This is a genomic window from Psychrobacter sp. JCM 18901 (assembly GCF_000586435.1).
Taxonomy (GTDB): domain Bacteria; phylum Pseudomonadota; class Gammaproteobacteria; order Pseudomonadales; family Moraxellaceae; genus Psychrobacter.
Genome location: NZ_BAWH01000004.1, coordinates 138312 through 156328, shown reverse-complemented (window position 1 = coordinate 156328; position 18017 = coordinate 138312). Strand labels below are relative to the sequence as shown.

At 39.3% G+C, this 18017-nt stretch carries 16 protein-coding genes and 3 pseudogenes; 2 read left to right on the top strand and 17 right to left on the bottom strand.

Annotated elements, in window-relative coordinates; genetic code table 11:
• Positions 1–189: 189 nt before the first annotated feature.
• Both TT11_RS05225 and secA read right to left on the bottom strand, forming a co-directional pair.
• Positions 190–723, bottom strand: coding sequence for a hypothetical protein (locus TT11_RS05225; protein ID WP_261869343.1), 534 nt, complete (start codon positions 721–723; stop codon positions 190–192).
• Between the two features lie 239 nt (positions 724–962).
• Positions 963–3766: pseudogene (gene secA, locus TT11_RS05220) on the bottom strand (preprotein translocase subunit SecA).
• 461 nt (positions 3767–4227) lie between these two features.
• On the opposite strand from secA, the pseudogene mutS reads away from it, so the two are divergent.
• Positions 4228–7338, top strand: a pseudogene (gene mutS, locus TT11_RS05215) (DNA mismatch repair protein MutS).
• Positions 7339–7544: 206 nt separating this feature from the next.
• Entirely contained in the window at positions 7545–7868 is a 324-nt protein-coding gene (gene fdxA, locus TT11_RS05210) for a ferredoxin FdxA (RefSeq protein ID WP_261869341.1), read from the top strand.
• 38 nt (positions 7869–7906) lie between these two features.
• Here fdxA and TT11_RS05205 read toward each other — a convergent pair whose 3' ends face one another.
• The 15 genes and pseudogenes from TT11_RS05205 to TT11_RS05145 all read right to left on the bottom strand — a co-directional run bounded on the left by TT11_RS05205 (position 7907) and on the right by TT11_RS05145 (position 18009).
• Positions 7907–8713: a glycosyltransferase family 2 protein gene (locus TT11_RS05205; RefSeq protein WP_261869340.1), complete on the bottom strand. Its 807-nt coding sequence runs from the start codon at positions 8711–8713 to the stop codon at positions 7907–7909.
• Complete coding sequence (locus TT11_RS05200; protein ID WP_261869338.1) at positions 8710–9519, bottom strand: glycosyltransferase family A protein; 810 nt, start codon at positions 9517–9519, stop codon at positions 8710–8712. The genes TT11_RS05205 and TT11_RS05200 overlap by 4 nt, the downstream gene beginning before the upstream one ends.
• A 589-nt stretch (positions 9520–10108) precedes the next feature.
• Entirely contained in the window at positions 10109–10543 is a 435-nt protein-coding gene (locus TT11_RS05195) for a glycosyltransferase (protein ID WP_261869336.1), read from the bottom strand.
• A gap of 1 nt (position 10544) precedes the next feature.
• Positions 10545–10793, bottom strand: coding sequence for a hypothetical protein (locus tag TT11_RS16640; protein ID WP_305079962.1), 249 nt, complete (start codon positions 10791–10793; stop codon positions 10545–10547).
• Positions 10759–11517, bottom strand: a complete 759-nt coding sequence (locus tag TT11_RS05190) for a GDP-L-fucose synthase (protein ID WP_305079961.1) — start codon at positions 11515–11517, stop codon at positions 10759–10761. The genes TT11_RS16640 and TT11_RS05190 overlap by 35 nt, the downstream gene beginning before the upstream one ends.
• A 35-nt stretch (positions 11518–11552) precedes the next feature.
• On the bottom strand, positions 11553–12647 hold the full coding sequence (gmd, locus tag TT11_RS05185; RefSeq protein ID WP_370587787.1) for a GDP-mannose 4,6-dehydratase: 1095 nt from the start codon (positions 12645–12647) through the stop codon (positions 11553–11555).
• Between the two features lie 57 nt (positions 12648–12704).
• Positions 12705–13598, bottom strand: coding sequence for a GDP-mannose 4,6-dehydratase (locus tag TT11_RS05180; RefSeq protein ID WP_261869335.1), 894 nt, complete (start codon positions 13596–13598; stop codon positions 12705–12707).
• A gap of 95 nt (positions 13599–13693) precedes the next feature.
• A complete protein-coding gene (locus TT11_RS05175) occupies positions 13694–14107 on the bottom strand; it encodes a glycosyltransferase (RefSeq protein ID WP_261869333.1) in 414 nt (137 codons plus the stop codon).
• Positions 14055–14432, bottom strand: coding sequence for a hypothetical protein (locus TT11_RS05170; protein ID WP_261869332.1), 378 nt, complete (start codon positions 14430–14432; stop codon positions 14055–14057). The genes TT11_RS05175 and TT11_RS05170 overlap by 53 nt, the downstream gene beginning before the upstream one ends.
• Before the next feature lie 356 nt (positions 14433–14788).
• Positions 14789–15367, bottom strand: a complete 579-nt coding sequence (locus TT11_RS05165; protein ID WP_261869331.1) for a class I SAM-dependent methyltransferase — start codon at positions 15365–15367, stop codon at positions 14789–14791.
• A gap of 182 nt (positions 15368–15549) precedes the next feature.
• Positions 15550–15792, bottom strand: coding sequence for a hypothetical protein (locus tag TT11_RS05160; RefSeq protein WP_261869330.1), 243 nt, complete (start codon positions 15790–15792; stop codon positions 15550–15552).
• Positions 15793–15850: 58 nt separating this feature from the next.
• On the bottom strand, positions 15851–16312 hold the full coding sequence (locus TT11_RS05155) for a hypothetical protein (protein ID WP_261869329.1): 462 nt from the start codon (positions 16310–16312) through the stop codon (positions 15851–15853).
• The gene (locus TT11_RS05150; protein WP_261869328.1) at positions 16269–16718 is read right to left on the bottom strand and encodes a hypothetical protein; all 450 of its coding nucleotides are present in this window, start codon (positions 16716–16718) and stop codon (positions 16269–16271) included. The genes TT11_RS05155 and TT11_RS05150 overlap by 44 nt, the downstream gene beginning before the upstream one ends.
• Before the next feature lie 54 nt (positions 16719–16772).
• Positions 16773–16970 (bottom strand): annotated as a pseudogene (locus tag TT11_RS17030) (polysaccharide biosynthesis C-terminal domain-containing protein); the annotation flags it as partial.
• Between the two features lie 64 nt (positions 16971–17034).
• A complete protein-coding gene (locus TT11_RS05145; protein WP_261869327.1) occupies positions 17035–18009 on the bottom strand; it encodes a flippase in 975 nt (324 codons plus the stop codon).
• Between the last annotated feature and the right edge of the window lie 8 nt (positions 18010–18017).

The window sequence follows — 18017 nt, the reverse complement described above, 5'->3', positions numbered from 1 at the left end:
GTCTAAAAAGTGGTCGATGCCAATCCGTAACTGGACGTCTGCTCTGAATCGTTTTATGATTATGTTTGATGACCGTATCAGTAAGCATTTAATCTAAATGGCAGTTACACAGAATCTGGGATGGTCTCCAACGCTATCTTAGCGTTGCTTTTTTTTAATGCCTATCACTTACTAAGTATTGCAGACCAACTATGAGGCTTCATTACACTCAAATGTATTAACATTTGACTCATCGGTACCAGCAGTACGCATAACGCCAGTTTTACGAGCTTCGTGCCCTACGCGCCATTGCGTGAAGCCTTGACCACCATCAATTGCGGTCGCCACTTCAAACACTTCAGGATTACTACCTTCATTGGTCTGGTTCAACGTTACTGTACCCATGTCGGTTGCGACAACAACTTGATTGGCATCTTCTTTATAAGTCGCCTCAACTTTTAGTTCAGGTGTACATAGATACGACATCTGCATCACGCCGCTGTTTACTGAAGCGGTGGTATCACCTTCTACTTCGTTAAGTGAAGCATCTTCAGTATCGACAATGACATCACTAGGTTCAGCAGGCTCCGCTGACATTGGAACGGACTCTTCTGTATTAGCACTATCTTCCATGCCCGACTCTGGCTCTGCCTGTTGCTGACAAGCACTAACTGTCAAGGCACCAGCCAACAAACTTGTTAAAACTACTGAGCTGCGTACTTTTTTTAAGAACTCTACACTCATGACACTCTCCCAAATAAATATGTTAAACACTATAGCGTGTCCATAAATTCACGCCTATGCTGAATTTGTAAGTAATCAATACAAAGTGTTTGTTGGACTTAGTCTAGCAAGTTTTAAGTTTGCATAAGTTATCTAACAGATATAAAAAAGCCCCTATCTATTTAAGATAAGGCTTTTTCAGATAAAGCTGTCTTTAATAGCATTTCAGTACATAGCTATTAACTTGCCATGACTAACGACTAGATTTTACCATGACACTGCTTGTACTTAAGACCTGATCCACAAGGACAAGCTGCATTACGACTGATATTCATACCTGCATATGGGTTTGGTTCATTAGCATTACTACCGTTACCTGCTATAGCAGCACCAACGCCAGCTGCGGCAGCTCCACTGTTTAGAGTACGGCTTTGTGGTTGCGGCTGAGCAGCTGAACCACTCGCATTGCTATCCAAGTTATCTACATCGTCATGCTCAAACTGCATTTGCATATGGGCAGCGTTCTCACGTTGCTGAATTTCTAATGCTTCCAATTCTTCCTTGGTTGGGATATGAACACGTGACAAGTCTTGTACGGTCTCAGACTTAATCGCACCAAGCATCATTTGGAACAATTCAAACGACTCACGCTTGTATTCTTGCTCAGGGTTTTTCTGTGCATAACCACGCAAATGAATCCCTTTACGTAGCTGATCCATCTGCGTTAAGTGCTCTTTCCAATGCTTATCTAGACTCTGTAGCATGAAATGACGCTCAAGCTGAGCGGCGTCTTTTTCACCCATCTGCTCACGGCGACTGTGATAACGATCTATCGCCGTTTGAACGATTTTCTCACGCAGCCCTTCTTCATCCAGACGACGATCCTCATCCAACCAATCGTTAATCGGCATTGAGATTTTGAACTCGTCTTCTAATTCATCTTCTAAGCCGTCAATATTCCACTGATCATCAATAGAGCCAGGTGGAATAAACTGATTGATCATCGCGTTATACACTTCATGATGCATCACTTCGATGGCTTCTAATAAGTCCATCTCTGCTAATAAATCATCACGCTGACCATAGATAACTTTACGCTGCTCATTGGCAACATCATCATACTTCAATAGGTTTTTACGGGCATCAAAATCGCGACTCTCAACTTTTCCTTGCGCGTTTTCGATCGATTTAGAGACCATTTTATGTTCGATGGCTTCATCTTCTTTGAGGCCCATCGCACGCATCATATTGACCACGCGATCGCCTGCGAAGATACGCATGAGATCATCTTCAAGCGATAAGAAAAAGCGTGACATACCAGGATCACCCTGACGACCAGCACGACCACGTAGCTGGTTATCGATACGACGTGACTCATGGCGCTCAGAGCCAATGATATGTAAACCACCAGCTGCTACAACCTGGTCATGTTTAACTTGCCATTGAGATTTTAGACGCTGCATCTCTTCTGGGCTAACCGCATCAATATCTTCGATAAACGACTGCCAGTTACCACCAAGGATAATATCCGTACCACGGCCTGCCATGTTGGTGGCGATCGTGACTGACTTTGGGCTACCTGCCTGTGCAATAATTTCTGCTTCACGCTCATGCTGCTTGGCGTTTAGGACGTTATGCTTCACGCCTTCTTGGTCAAGCAAGTAAGACAACTCTTCACTGGCCTCAATCGTCGCTGTACCAACCAGTACTGGCGCGCCTTTGGCTTGAATTTCTTTAATTTCGCGAATGATGCCTTTATATTTGCCTAACTTGGTTAAGAAAATCTGGTCATCCATATCGATACGAGCAATCGGCTCATGCGTTGGAATCACGATGACATCTAGATCGTAAGTAGATTTGAACTCGGCAGCTTCAGTATCAGCGGTACCCGTCATACCAGATAACTTGTCATATAGACGGAAGTAATTCTGAAAGGTCGTTGTGGCAAGCGTTTGGTTCTCTGCTTGGATCTCAACGTTTTCTTTGGCCTCGACTGCTTGATGCAAGCCTTCTGACCAGCGACGACCAGGCATGGTACGGCCTGTATTTTCATCAACGATGACCACTTCGCCTTCATCCACGATATAGTGAACGTTTTTGACAAATACGTGATGCGCACGGATGGCAGCTTGAACGTGAGCCAAAAGTGGCAAACGACTTGGGCTATATAAGCTTTCGTTTTCACCCAGCTCGCCCACTTCGATTAAGAAGCGCTCGATTTTTTTCATAGCCTTTTTCGCTGATTTCAATCTGGCGATTTTTTTCATCAATCCAGAAGTCTTCTTCTTCGTTATTCTTGTTTGCTTCTTCGTCTTTTGAACGAATCAGCACAGGAATAATCGTATTAATCAACGCGTACATGCGTGATGAATCTTCAGCTTGACCCGAAATGATAAGCGGCGTACGAGCCTCATCAATTAAGATTGAGTCAATTTCATCGATAATACAAAAGTTTAGCGGGCGCTGTTTTTTCTCAGCAAGACTAAAGACCATGTTATCGCGCAGATAATCGAAACCGTATTCGTTATTGGTACCATAGGTAATGTCGGCTTGATAAGCTTCGATTTTTTTCTTGTGGTGGCTGCTGTGAGTAAATCACACCAACAGTCATACCCAAAAACCCAAACAACGGACGGTTTAGCTCAGCATCACGTGCGGCCAAATAATCGTTGACCGTGACCAGATGAACCCCTTTACCACTGATCGCGTTCAGATACATAGCCAAGGTTCCCATTAGGGTTTTACCTTCACCAGTTTTCATCTCAGCGATTTTACCTTCGTGCAAGGTGATACCACCAATCAGCTGCACGTCGTAGTGACGCATGCCGTTGACACGTAATGATGCTTCACGGCAGACGGCAAATGCTTCTGGCAATAATGCATCTAAGCTTTCGCCTTTTTGATGTCTGGCTTTAAATTCTTCAGTTTTTTGTTGTAGTTGCTCATCAGACAGGGCTTGTATTTCAGCCTCTCGTGCGTTGATCTTGCTGACCACTTTACGCATGCGTTTTAATTCGCGGTCATTTTTGGTGCCAACCACACTGCCTATAATCTTTGATAACATAATTTTTTGACCTATGGAATATTCGATAATTAGTGCGCATTAGCCAAAGCTTAGCTCTTTGCCTTGTCATCACCCGACTAAGTACTACCTAATTTAGTATCGCCCAATTAAGTGTGCCGTCATTATATATGGTTATGACGCTGATGGATACAAGGGCAGCGAGTAGATATTTGCCACAGTAAAAACCTAGTAGGACGTGTTAAAATAGCGAATACCTTGTCAAATTTCTTAGCTTTTTCAGCGACTTTATTTGTTTGTCACAGTTCGACTTTCATACGCTTGCTATCGCTACGTCTTGTCTCAAAATTTTTCGTTAAGCCATTTATCTACAAGTGACCGGCTTATGGATCAAGCCAAAGCTCAAAGCTATATATCAAACTCATACATAAGACAAATAACCCTTAGCACCCCTATCATAAAATACTCATTACCACTCATTAAAGCACTATAAGAGACTCTGCATGACCGTAAAGCCATCTGGACAAAATCAGTCGTCAAATCCTAATCCATCAGAAAAACCCTTATCAAAACAAGAGAACTCTGACTGCTTAAATATAGGCGATGCCGTCTATAACCTAGCAGACCATACGCCAATGATGGTGCAATATCTAACCATGAAAGCCAACTATCCACAAGCATTGCTCTTGTACCGGATGGGTGACTTCTATGAGCTGTTCTTTGACGATGCTAAGCGTGCGGCGCAAATACTAGATATCACACTGACGCGCGTGGTACGGATAAGGCAGGCAACACGATAGCCATGGCGGGTGTGCCCTTCCATGCAGCCGATAGCTATATGGCACGCTTGATCGCTGCTGGTCAGACAGTAGTCGTATGCGAACAAATTGACGAATCGACAACTGGCAACGCTGATAATAAGTCTAATGTCCCTGCAATGGGCGACAAGCAAAAGAAAGACAAAAGCAAATCTGCTACTGGTAGCATCATGCGCCGCGAAGTGGTTAAAACGCTTACAGCTGGGACCATCACCGATGACGCATTGATTGCACCTAATCATACGCCGACTGTGGTCGCCATCGATATTGCGACTATGAAAACGCAAGACAATAGCCAGACGTTACAAGCAGCCGTTAGCCAGATGGATTTGGCCGCAGGTACACTGACTACCCAGACACTGATAGCAGATAAAAATGATATAGATGGTCTGCAAACTCAAATGCTGACTGTATTGGCACGTTTTGCACCCAGTGAATGCATCATTAGTGAAACGCTTATTGATTGCGTTGGCAACAGCATTGGAAGCAATGATACAGAGTGGCTACTGTGGTTACGACAAAATCTGGACTGCCCTATTATAGAAGTCGCTGCTAATGACTTTCATCGTGAGCATGCCAGTGACACGCTTGGTCAACAGTTCGAAGTCCAGCGTCTCGACGGGTTGGGCATTCATGAGGCTCCACTTGCACAAACCAGTTGTGCTGCGCTTATCCATTATGCGCGTCAAACTCAGCAACGCCACGTGCCTCAAGTGAACCAACTCATTGTTGAGTACAGCGATGATTATTTGATTATCGATGCCAATAGCCAGCAAAATCTCGAGCTATTTACCCCTGTTAGTAGCAATGGCACTTCTTTGATATCTGTACTAAATCACTGTCAGACTCCGATGGGTAAACGCCTACTTGTGCAGCAAATGAAGCGTCCATTGCGTCAGCATTCACGTATCAATATGCGTCTAGATGCGATAACTTGTTTGCTAAGCCCAGAGAGTGACTTAATTGAGTCAAACCAAGACTTGAAAGATAGCTCACTGGTTACACGTTTACGAGAAACGCTGAATACTATTGGCGATATTGAACGAATCAGTAGTCGAATCGGGCTAGTGAGTGCCAAGCCTCGTGACTTACGTAAGCTTGCCGATGGTGTCGCTAGTAGCGCTCAGCTGACTACTCTATTGACAGCATCGGGTATCAGTCATGAAGACGCTGGCCTGCTACCAATGCTGATGCAGCAATTGCCAGATCAACTACCTGCTGTTCAATCCGTCGCCGAATTAATCGAGCGCGCTATTATCATAGAGCCGCCTGCTCATATCCGAGACGGTGGCATGCTAGCGGCGGGCTATGATGAAGAGTTTGATCGCCTTACTCACTTGCATGACAATATTCAATCGACGCTAGACGAGATGGTCAAGCGTGCCCGTCAAGACAATCAATTACCGAGTCTAAAAGTCGGCTTTAATAAAGTTAGCGGCTTCTATTTTGAATTGCCTAAGATGCAAGCAAAGAATGCCCCTCCCCACTTTATCCGTCGGCAAACGCTTAAAAGCAGCGAGCGCTTTATCACTGATGAGCTAAAGGAAGTCGAGACAGAGTACCTAAGTGCAGTCCTTGGCGTTGGCTCGTGAAAAGCAGCTGTATCAAGAGCTGCTCACTCAATTAAACCAACATTTGGCTGATCTACAACAGCTTAGCGCGGCTATCGCACAACTAGATGTGCTAAGCAATTGGGCCCAGCTTGCCATGACGTATAACTGGCAGCGCCCAATTATGGGTCTACATACAAAAGACCACAGCGAATCAGTAGCCAAAAGTCAAACCAATATCGATATTCGTCAAGGTCGTCACGTCGTGGTTGAAGCGGCATTAAATCAAACCAACGCCAACAGCAGGAACGGTAATTCATCAAGTACAAACCACTTTGTCGCCAATGACTGCGCATTAGGTAGCGCCAATGCTGATGAAGGACACCCTGAAAGATTGCTTCTGATTACCGGTCCTAATATGGGTGGCAAATCTACCTATATGCGCCAGACCGCGCTGATTGTACTGCTCGCGCATTGCGGCAGCTTTGTGCCAGCAGCTAGTGCTCATATTGGTGATATCGACCGCATCTTTACGCGTATTGGTTCAGCTGATGACTTGGCAGGTGGCAAATCGACCTTTATGGTAGAGATGATCGAGACGGCCAATATCTTAAATCAAGCAACGAATAAATCACTGGTATTAATGGACGAAGTCGGTCGAGGTACTGCCACCACTGACGGTTTGGCCATTGCCCATGCCTGTGTCAATCGCCTAGTCGAGATTGGCTGCCTGACGTTATTTGCCACTCACTATTTTGAGCTAACCCAATTAACGAATGATATTGGCAATCACCAGGTTAATATCCGTAATGTCCATGTAGCAGCTAGTGAAGTCGACGGTCAATTATTGCTATTGCATCAAATTAAAGATGGTGCAGCGAGTTCTAGCTTTGGGTTGCATGTCGCAAAAATGGCTGGTATTCCCACCCAAGTACTAGAAGATGCTAAGCGCTATTTAGCAGACAACTTACAGTTAGACCATTTAGCCGTAGATAAAGCAAAAACTGTTGATGATAAAAATGAATTAGCTAAGTCAGTAAAGGATAAACAGCGGGAGTCTAACAGCGATGTTGTTCTAGAACCACAAAGTAGTTACGCGATACAATCGCCAAATATAGAGGATAATCTAAAGCAAAATCAGTTATTTAGCATAGGAGACGAGCTCAGCGCCATTGATCCTGATAGCCTGACACCCAAACAAGCGCACGATTTACTTTATCATCTGAAGAAAATCATTAGTCATTAAAGGGAATTGTCAAAGCGTAGTAAAGGCGCTAAAATACGCTTTATTTTCCAACTATTATATGTAGCCCTTATAGTTGATTTAATTTAAAAGAATTACAATGTAGCTGAGCGCAGAGGTATAAATCATACTTCAGGCAAGGCTGACACAATAACTCTTTTAAAAGAGATTGACTATATCAGCCAATCCAATAACAGGTAGACCTCACTATGACCTTTGTCGTTACAGATAACTGCATTCTTTGCAAATACACCGACTGTGTAGAAGTCTGTCCTGTGGACTGCTTTTATGAAGGCCCAAATTTCCTAGTCATCGATCCTGATGAGTGCATCGACTGCGCGTTATGCGAGCCTGAATGTCCTGCCAACGCGATTTTCTCAGAAGACGAGGTGCCGAAGGGGCAAGAGATGTTCACTCAGCTAAATGAAGAGCTGGCGCAAAAATGGCCAAACATCACAGAGATGAAAGAGCAGATGCCAGAAGCTGAAAAGTGGGATGGCGTGGAAGGTAAGATTCAGTATTTAGAGAAGTAGATAATAAACCTTCAAGTTATGAGTGTTAAATAAAACCCCTATTGATGAATATTATTAGGGGTTTTATTTAATCTCAACATTAACGCTAATTTAGGAAACCTACTTTTAATAAGACCTCTTAGTGAATAGTGACAGAAATAATATACACTTTTCATGCTACCTAATTCTTCAACATCTTTATAAAGCTTGAATGTATTGAAAGCCGCTTTCTTTTTATTTGAAGATATTGAGTCACTTCTTACAGAATATGTTGCCAAAACTTCATTTAAACCATAAGCAACTACTGTATGATTTTTTAAAATATCTAGCCATAATCCGTAGTCCTGTCGGGTACGTATTTCTGGCATATATACTTTCCCTATGTACTTAGTATCATATATAGCTGTCAGACAGCCTATTATATTAGACTTCAACAACGCTGGGTAATCAACTGTTTCGGGTACACCAACATCTCCGATATACTCATTATACTCATTTACTTTCTCATAAGCCGTAAAGCTAAAGCTTAATCCATTACTCTGCATAAAGTGAATTTGTTTCGATAGTTTGCTTACTTTCCAACAATCATCACTATCTAAAAATGCAATATAGCGACCTTTTGCAAGTTTTATAGCTGTATTACGAGCGAACGCTGCTCCAGCATTGCTGTCTAACTGAACCAAAGAAATACGTGACTCTTTATGTTGTAACTGCTTTACGATATCAATTGTGTTATCTGCTGAAGCGTCATCTACAATAATCATTTCCCAGTCTAAATACGACTGAGCTATTGCAGACTGTATTGTATTAGCAATTGTCGCAGCACTATTATAGGTAGGTGTGATTATTGATACTAAAGGCTTCATGTCTTCCTAATCAAATGTAATCCTGCTGCAGTAATACGTGAACATATAAATAATAAATTAATATCAAATGGATGCTTTATCCAGATTTTTATATAATTAATAATCAAAATCAGTCTTTGTTTACAAAGATATCGAGTATCTTTTTTTCCTCTCGATAGAGAGTTATTCGTTACTCTCCTATTATAAACGCACTTTTCATCTGTAAATCCAATGCTTTTAATCTTATAACTAATTGAAGCCATAAACAAACTATCTTCACTCATATGGATAGATTCGTTGAATCTAGTATCTCCGATAACGAGAGTAGGAATTAATTTCGCACAACAAATCGATAGAAAGCTTCTGTGAGTTAAAATGCTATAACTTTTATGCTTCAGACGAATAAAACTTCTTCCTAGATAATCAGAATAGTAGTCACGTATATCACTATCAAAACAAAGTACATTCGCCACTGCAATCTGAGTTGCGTTTACGTTCTCATATAACCCTTCTAAATAATTTTCAGAAAGCAAATCATCATCATCTACAAAAGCAATATAATCCCCTAAAGCATGATTTAAGCCAATATTACGCGCTCTAGATACGCCTGATTGTTTTTCATAGATAGCTCTAAGGTTTTTATAACTTCTATTATTAAGCCTTTCCTCACAAATTCTTACATAGTCATCGAGTGAACATCCATTAACAACGACTAATATCTCTAGTAAGTTGTTATCTATAGTTTGATTAATTATCGAATCAAGGCATTCGAATAAATATTTCTGAGGTTTATTAGTAGGAATAATAATAGTTATAGCAACGGACATTTACATGGGCTCTTTATTATAAATTCTAATCTACTTAGATAAAATAAAAGACTTTGAAAATAAGATATAAAAAAATTACAGGATGTTTAACTCTAGTTACTTACTAGATTAAACCCTCCATCTAATCAACTGTAAAAACCTTGGGTTTGCCTCTCATAACCTTTATTAGGTCCATAAGTTGTCCGTATCTTACCTGATTTGTAGTTTTTAATATGATTTTACTAAAGAAATACCATAATATAGATTTATATTTAATCCTTAAAGGAGGGTCAATCTTTAAGACCTTTAATGAAATTAAAAGCTCTTTGTAAGATTCTAATTTCCCTTTAGGAGAGCTAGATATACCTCCTAGTACCATTCTATCTACTATAAGTGGAATATAAAGAAAACTATTATGTAAATTTTGCATCAAAAAAAATGACTGTCTGCGACTATTGAAAATTCTGTATTGAATTTCTTTTCTTTAAATAAGCTACTGTTATGAAAAAGAGCAGGATGAGGTGGTAATTTTGGCCTTATACCCTCCCACTTCCCTTGATAATTTTCCCAAGGCTCGCCTGAAACATACAGCTCTTTTCTACCTTTTTCACTAACATGTACTACTTGGCCATACACCAGCTCGTAGCTTGGATAAGCGTTTTTTTAGATGTAAAGCCACTTTTTCTAAAGTATTGGTCTCATACAATTCATCACCAGCACCGATGAACTGTACCCAATCACCTTTGACATGCTCAAGCGCTTTATTCCAAGCATCATAGATACCCGTATCAGGCTCACTAAACCAATAATCAATCAGCTCATTATTTGCCCCTAACATCGCAACGGTACCGTCAGTGGAGGCACCATCGGCTATTATCCATTGTATATTAGGATAAGTTTGCTTTTTGATAGAGTCTATCGTCCAATGCAGGTCTTGCACGACATTATAAGTAGAGGTAATAATAGTAATAATAGGCAAATCGCTATGCTGGCGTACCTCCTCCCAATCTCTTTGGTTTCCGCCTTGCTGTCTTTGAATATTCATTTTATTCTCTAATCTCATCAGCTTGACAGAACCACTCATAAGTACTTTTAATCCCTTGTTCAAGGGTTATCTGCGCTTGCCAACCAAGATTAGCTAACAGTTGACTGTCTAATAATTTACGCGGCGTACCGTCAGGCTTGGAGTCGTCAAAGCTGATTTGGCCTTGATAGTCAACAGTTTCAGCGATTAATAAAGCCAAATCTTTAATACTGATATCAGAGCCATAACCCACATTGATATGCGAGCACATAGGCGTCACGGCCTGCTGCCAAGTGGTTTTTTTCTATCGTCATAACATGCACACAAGCAGCTGCCATGTCATCAACATGCAAGAACTCACGCTTCGGTGTACCACTACCCCAAACCACTACTTCAGGAGTATCATTCTGTTTAGCTTCATGAAATCGGCGTAGTAACGCAGGAAGTACATGACTGTTCTCAGGATGGAAGTTATCGTTTTGACCGTAGAGGTTGGTCGGCATAACGCTACGAAAGTCAGTACCATATTGCCGATTGTAGCTTTCACACATTTTTATTCCGGCTATTTTTGCGATAGCATAAGGCTCATTAGTTGGCTCTAAATATCCTGATAGTAACGAGTCTTCGGTCATCGGTTGGCTAGCGTTCTTGGGATAGATACAGCTAGAACCCAAAAATAGCAGTCTTTTAACATTAGCATTATGAGCGGCATGAACGATATGGTTCTGAATAGTCAAATTGTTATAAATAAAATCCGCAGGATAGCTACTGTTGGCTTGAATACCGCCCACTTTTGCCGCTGCCAAAAACACATAGTCTGGCTGATGCGTAGTAAAAAAATCAGCTACTTGCTGTTGTGACATTAGGTCTAGCTTATTACGATCTGCAGTGAGCAAATTATCATAGCCACGCTCATTCAAGAGGCGAAAGATAGCACTGCCCACCATTCCTTGATGACCAGCTATATAAATCTTGTCTTTATATTGCATAGACATTACATACTCACCTTTATATTTATTCTTGGTATATCTTAGTCTTCGTGTGTAAGTGGCAAGGAGTAACCGTTGGCTAGCAATAATGCATGACGTTTAGCTATCGATAAATCATAAGCTACCATCTCACGACACATCTCTTGCGCGGTTATCTCCGGCTCCCAGCCTAGCTGATTCTTAGCCTTGCTCGGGTCACCCAATAAAGTTTCGACTTCTGTAGGTCTGAAATACCTAGGATCTACTTGGATAATAATATCGCCTACTTTCACTGCCAGTGCAGAATCAGAGGTTATTTGAGTAACTATACCCTTTTCTGCTACACCTCTACCCTCAAATTTAATATCAATTCCCAAAGCGGTGGCTGACCACTGTACGAACTCGCGCACGCTGTACTGCTTACCAGTGGCAATCACATAATCATCTGGCTTATCCTGCTGTAGCATCAGCCATTGCATTTTGACATAGTCTTTGGCGTGACCCCAGTCACGTAGTGCATCCATGTTACCTAGATATAGGCATTGCTCCAAACCTTGGGAAATATTGGCTAGCCCACGAGTGATCTTGCGAGTGACGAAGGTCTCACCACGGCGCGGTGACTCATGATTGAATAAGATACCATTACAGGCATACATGCCATAAGCTTCACGGTAGTTGACAGTCATCCAGTAGGCATAAAGCTTAGCGACCGCATAGGGCGACCGCGGATAAAACGGCGTGGTCTCTGACTGCGGCGACTCTTGTACCAGTCCGTATAACTCTGAGGTGGAAGCTTGATAAAATCGAGTCTTCTTTTCTAGACCTAATAGTCTAATGGCTTCCAATAATCGTAGTGTACCCATCGCATCGACATCAGCTGTGTACTCTGGTGATTCAAAACTCACAGCAACATGAGACTGTGCGCCTAAGTTATAGACTTCATCGGGCTGTATTTCTTGGATAATACGGGTCAAGTTAGAGGAGTCAGTCAAATCACCATAATGCAAGATTAGGTTTTGGTGCTCAACATGTGGGTCTTGATAGATATGGTCTATACGTTGGGTATTAAAGAGAGAGGCACGGCGCTTGATACCATGAACTTGATAGCCTTTCTCTAATAATAGTTCAGCAAGATAAGAGCCGTCTTGTCCGGTAATACCAGTGATAAGTGCTTTTTTTCATATTAGTTATTCCTGTGTTCATTAATCACAAACTCACCAATACTGACTTTCAATCATCTTCTGGATGATTTGGGGAAGCATAGTGTTAGTATGCCAACCTAACTTATCATTAATTTTTTTAGGATTAGCCTGACTAAAAACAATATCTGAGGGACGATAAAATTCATCAGATTGAACCACATGATTTTGCCATTTTAATCCAAAACTTTGAAAAGCTATATCGATAAACTCTGCTAAAGAATAACTCTGTCCTGTCGCTACTATAAAATCTTCTGGCTCATCTTGTTGAAGCATTAACCACATAGCTTCTACATACTCTGGAGCCCACCCCCAATCTCTATTAATATCTATACGTCCTAAAGTAACTTTATCAATTTTACCTTCAGAAATCGCTTTAGCACTTTCGATTATCTTTTGAGTAACAAATCTCTTGGGTCTTAGAGGAGACTCATGATTAAATAAGATGCCCGTACAAGCGTAAAGATCGTATGATTTGCGATAGTTATCTACTAACCAATATGCCGATGCTTTTGCGACTGCATAAGGAGAACTGGGTTTGAAAGCAAAGCTTTCATCAGCGATTTCCTTGCCTACATCTCCATAGCATTCACTTGATCCTGCTTGATATAGACGTACTGGCTTTGGACTCATACGACATGCTTCTAAGATATTTAAAGTACCTAATACTATGCTTTGTATAGTTTCGGAAGGTAGCTCAAAGGATAAACCAACGGAGGACTGACCTGCTAGATAATAAATTTCGTCAGGTTCGACCTGATTTATACTGGTCAACACACTTCTAAAGTCTAAAGGCTCCATCGTAATCAACTTTACTTTATCGACTATATTTAATCTAATTAGATTGATATTGTTGGAGTTTGTGGCATCTCTTGACGTACCCCAAACGCTATAACCTTTATTAAGCAAAAAAATGCGCTAAATAACTTCCGTCTTGTCCTGTCATTCCGCAAATAAGTGCTATTTTTTTGACTCATAATATAGACCTATATACTTCTAAAGTATCAGCAGCACATTTTTTCCCAAGAAAAACTTTTAGTTCGTTCCAATCCTGCTAACATTAAGTCATCTCTAATTGAAGAATTATAAAGTACTTTTTCCATAGTATGACTTATGTCCTCAACATCGAATGGTGAAAACTTCAATGCTGCCTTGCCTACTACTTCTGGAATAGAGCTGGTATTACTACATACTACTGGACAGCTATGATCCATCGCTTCAAGCGGTGGTAAACCAAAACCTTCATACAGTGACGGATAGACGAAGAGGGTGGCTTTACTATACAAAACTGATAGCATATTGTCTCCGCCTTGAATGTTTTTGACTTGGTTTTCTTCTAATCCTAATTCAGAAATATATCTTTTTTCATCCACAGAAAATTTGCCACCACCAAAAGCAACAATATCGAAGTCTTTCACTAATTTTTCTGATATAGAGACAGCTTTTAAGAATCTTAAAAAAATTCTTATACCCTCCTCTATGCCCTACAAAAAGCAAAAAAGGTCTTTCAGAGTTATTAAAATTTTGATTTTCAATATGGGTTGATTTCACATCTGGTAGAGAATGATAGCCTAGATAAGTGACTGAAATATTTGATTCTGGAATATCATAAATTCTTAGCAAATCATTTTTAGTAGATTCAGATATGCAGATGACATGATCTGCCTGCTTGATAATAATACTCTTTAAGTCAGCAGTATTATCTTTAACTGAAAAATCATCAGGAAATAATTCATGAATCATGTCATAGACAGTGATTACATTGATAGATTTTTTTAATCTTGTTCTTATTGTTGTAGTAAGTACGATGTACGATATCTGGTCTTTTGATATTGAAGTAACTATCTGCTAAAACATTATTGGTTTTCAAAAATATGTTTGCTGTTTTGGGTAAATAAGTTGTCTGCTTGCCTATTATGAAGCTAGCTTCATACTTTTGGATGTACTCGTTTTTATGGAGTCCAGCAAATACCTTCGTGTCTATGCTCTCGTCATACAATTGGAACGCTAGCTCAGTATAATATCTCGATATTCCACCATATTTCTGCATGTTAAAAATTTGATTGTCATAAGTTATTTTCATCTAAGTAGTCCGTTAATTATCTGACGATCTGCTGATGATCTGCAAATGTTCTAGAAGTCATCAAAAATCTACTAATTACCTTAGATACACCATAATTTGAAAGTCTAGATAATTTTATTTTGGTAGAAGATATATGATTACGAGTCAGAATATGAATAAATCCATCTGAATAGAATCTCAAGTCATACTTTTTAGCTATATAATATAAGGTTTCTTGAGAATAGAAAGAGATATGTTGACCATGATCTAAACCAAAATACCACCACTCTTCAGGTGAAGCATTATGTTTAGGATAAAGCTCTGTCGTAAATATAATAGTATCTGATATACCTAATAGATTTTCAATTTCTTTAATAGGATTGACGAAGTGTTCAAATACTTCGAAAGCAGTCACTGCTTGTAAAAAGGTATCCTTATTCCATTCAAAACCTTTAGAAAATAGATTATCTGTATATTTATCTTCCCAATAGAAATTAAAACCAATATCTCTCATCATTCTTACTAGAACACCATAACCTGCAGCATAATCAAGATATTTTCCATTCTTATCGAACACAAAGTAAAGTAGAAATGTTAACTTTTTGGAAATTAACAAATTCCTAGATATATAGCCTGTATCACTTGTATTAATAGGTTGTTTGTAAGCTTCATCTAACCAATATGGTTCTTCTGTTTGGATGAACTTACATTTAGAGCAAAGATAATATTGAATTACGTATTTTTTTAAGAATTAATGCTTTGAATTTTTTTGTTGAAGCTGAATTGCAAACTTTGCATTTAGTCATTCAGAATGGACTCCAATGATTCTTTTAAATTCACAAAATAATTGTCATGCGTATTCTCAACACAAAAGTGTTCTAGATTTTTTTTCTGCAAATTTATTATCTCTTCATCATTTAGATCCAAAGATTTCCTAATAGCTTTATCGATTTCTCTATAGCTAAAATCTTTGATGACTATTCCATATTCCAAATTAACACTTGTTTCTTTTGTTGCAATAGGAATTAACGCACCATTCATTATGGTCGTCACTAAACTTGCACAACCTCCTTCCGAACATGAAGGGAGTATAGAAAAACTACATTTTTTTCAAAATATCTTCAAATTCAATCGTTGTTATATCAACAAAGCCGTACACATAGATATTGGCTGATTCAAAAATTTCTTCGCTGTATACACGTATGAACTCTTTTTCATAAAAAATATCACCGCATATATGCAAATTTATGTGACTATTTATAGAAAAATAGTCTAATAGCAAGTCCAAGCCTTTATGAACTAATCCAGAGCTTCCAAACCATAGGAAATGCCTATTAGAGTCTGACTCTCTTTTCTCAATAATTTCTTTAGCATCTTTAGTTACATAGCATGGTACAGGAATAGAATGAACAGCCCCAGAATAATGCTTCTTGTAAGTTGAAGCGCATTCTTCGTTACCTAAAGCTATGATCCCATCAACTAACGTAGTCTGATATGACCAAGTTTTGTCTACATACCTAACAGACCCTGTTATCCAAATTCCTTTTTTTATGATAAACATCTTTCAATCGTTGAAGAGTAGCTGTGTTCTGATGACAAACATGCATACCTGTACCATAGTATATGGTTTTCATCTCTTTAGTAGAGTTCTCAAAATAAAATTTGAATATATCGCCAAAACCTAAGATTACATCATAGTTATTCATATTGCTAATACTAGTCGTTGTGTATTCGATAATGTCTACTAAGTAGCCCAAATCATCCATTGCTTTAGCTAAGGCTTTAGCTTCGAAATAATTAGTATGAGAGAAACTCTGTTTCCTAAAAGGTTGTGTTATATAAGATATTAAAACCTTTTTATCATAATTTTTATTATAGTAATTTTTTATTGGTCTTTTCCGCCATAGATTCACTAAATATACTAATTTTTCTCTAAAAAAAATTTTATCATTCTTAATAATTCCCAAGGTAAATACTGTTTTTATAATTTTCCTCATATCCAAATCGAAGATGGAAAATAACAGCATAGTTATCAATAGAGCCATTATTATTGAAACTGAAGCTCCATAAGCTCCATATTTAGGAATCAGAAGTACATTAGAAATTATATTTAATATCGCTGCTAAACTATGAAAATATAAAATTGAATATTCTTTGCCTTGTATAATTTTAGAGTAGTTCCAAGATGAATTTAAATAGATGAATACATTGACCCATATTAGAATGACTACTATGTTTGCAGCTTCTTTGTACTGATTACCATATGTTACTAATACAATATATTTAGAAAAAAATTGTAGTGAATAGTGCGATAGTGAAGGCTATCCAGAATAGAAAAGATGTCAATAAGCCCAACCTGCTATCATAATTTACAGGATCGTTTTTAGCGTTAATAAGAGCTGGCGCTAGAGAGCTAAGCAATAAACCAGGTAGGAAATACCAAAGATTAGTTAGTTTATAAGCGGCAGAATACAATCCAACCTGTCTTTCACTGGTGAATTGCTTCAACATTACTATATCTATATTTGAAAAAGTTACAAAACATAGTCCACCTATTAGCAAAGGCCAAGAATCCTTCAGCAACCTTTTCGCCACTACCTTATCAAACTGCCATTCTTTTAATGAATAATGCGTCTTTTGCCAGTAGAAGTAAATTAACCCTAACGATAAAATAACAGTATCAAATACACCTACTATAGCGAAAGCTAGTAATGGCGCTTGATTTAATATCAGTATGATTTTGACGATACTCGATATCGCTAACGTTAATGTATTAGCAAAGGCAACATACTTCGATAATACAGATGATTGATAATAAAAATCTATCACATTGAAGCTCTGGAATATCGTGCCACTGGCAATGATAAAGATAAGCAGATTGGTATAGCTATCATTACTAGTGAACTGCACACCGAACCATAGGATCGGCAAGATACACAGTGAGCCAATAAGCTTTAAGGTAAAGGCCGTACCTAATAAGACGTTTTTCTGGGAGCTATCTTTTACCAACTCTCTTACAACAATACTGTCTAGACCCAGCGTCGCAATAGCGGTAAATAAGAAAACAAAGCTCTGTGCGTAACTCAGGAGTCCAAACTGCTCAGGCCCTAGATAGCGCGCTACCCAAATGCCTACGAACAGACCCATAAACATACGCAGGACTTTTTCACCCATTAGCCATGCGGTATTAGCACCGTAGCGCCTGATACCTTCGTGACCTAATAGCTGCGTCTTGAGTGGTAGTAGCCTATCCCACATTAGGCGAA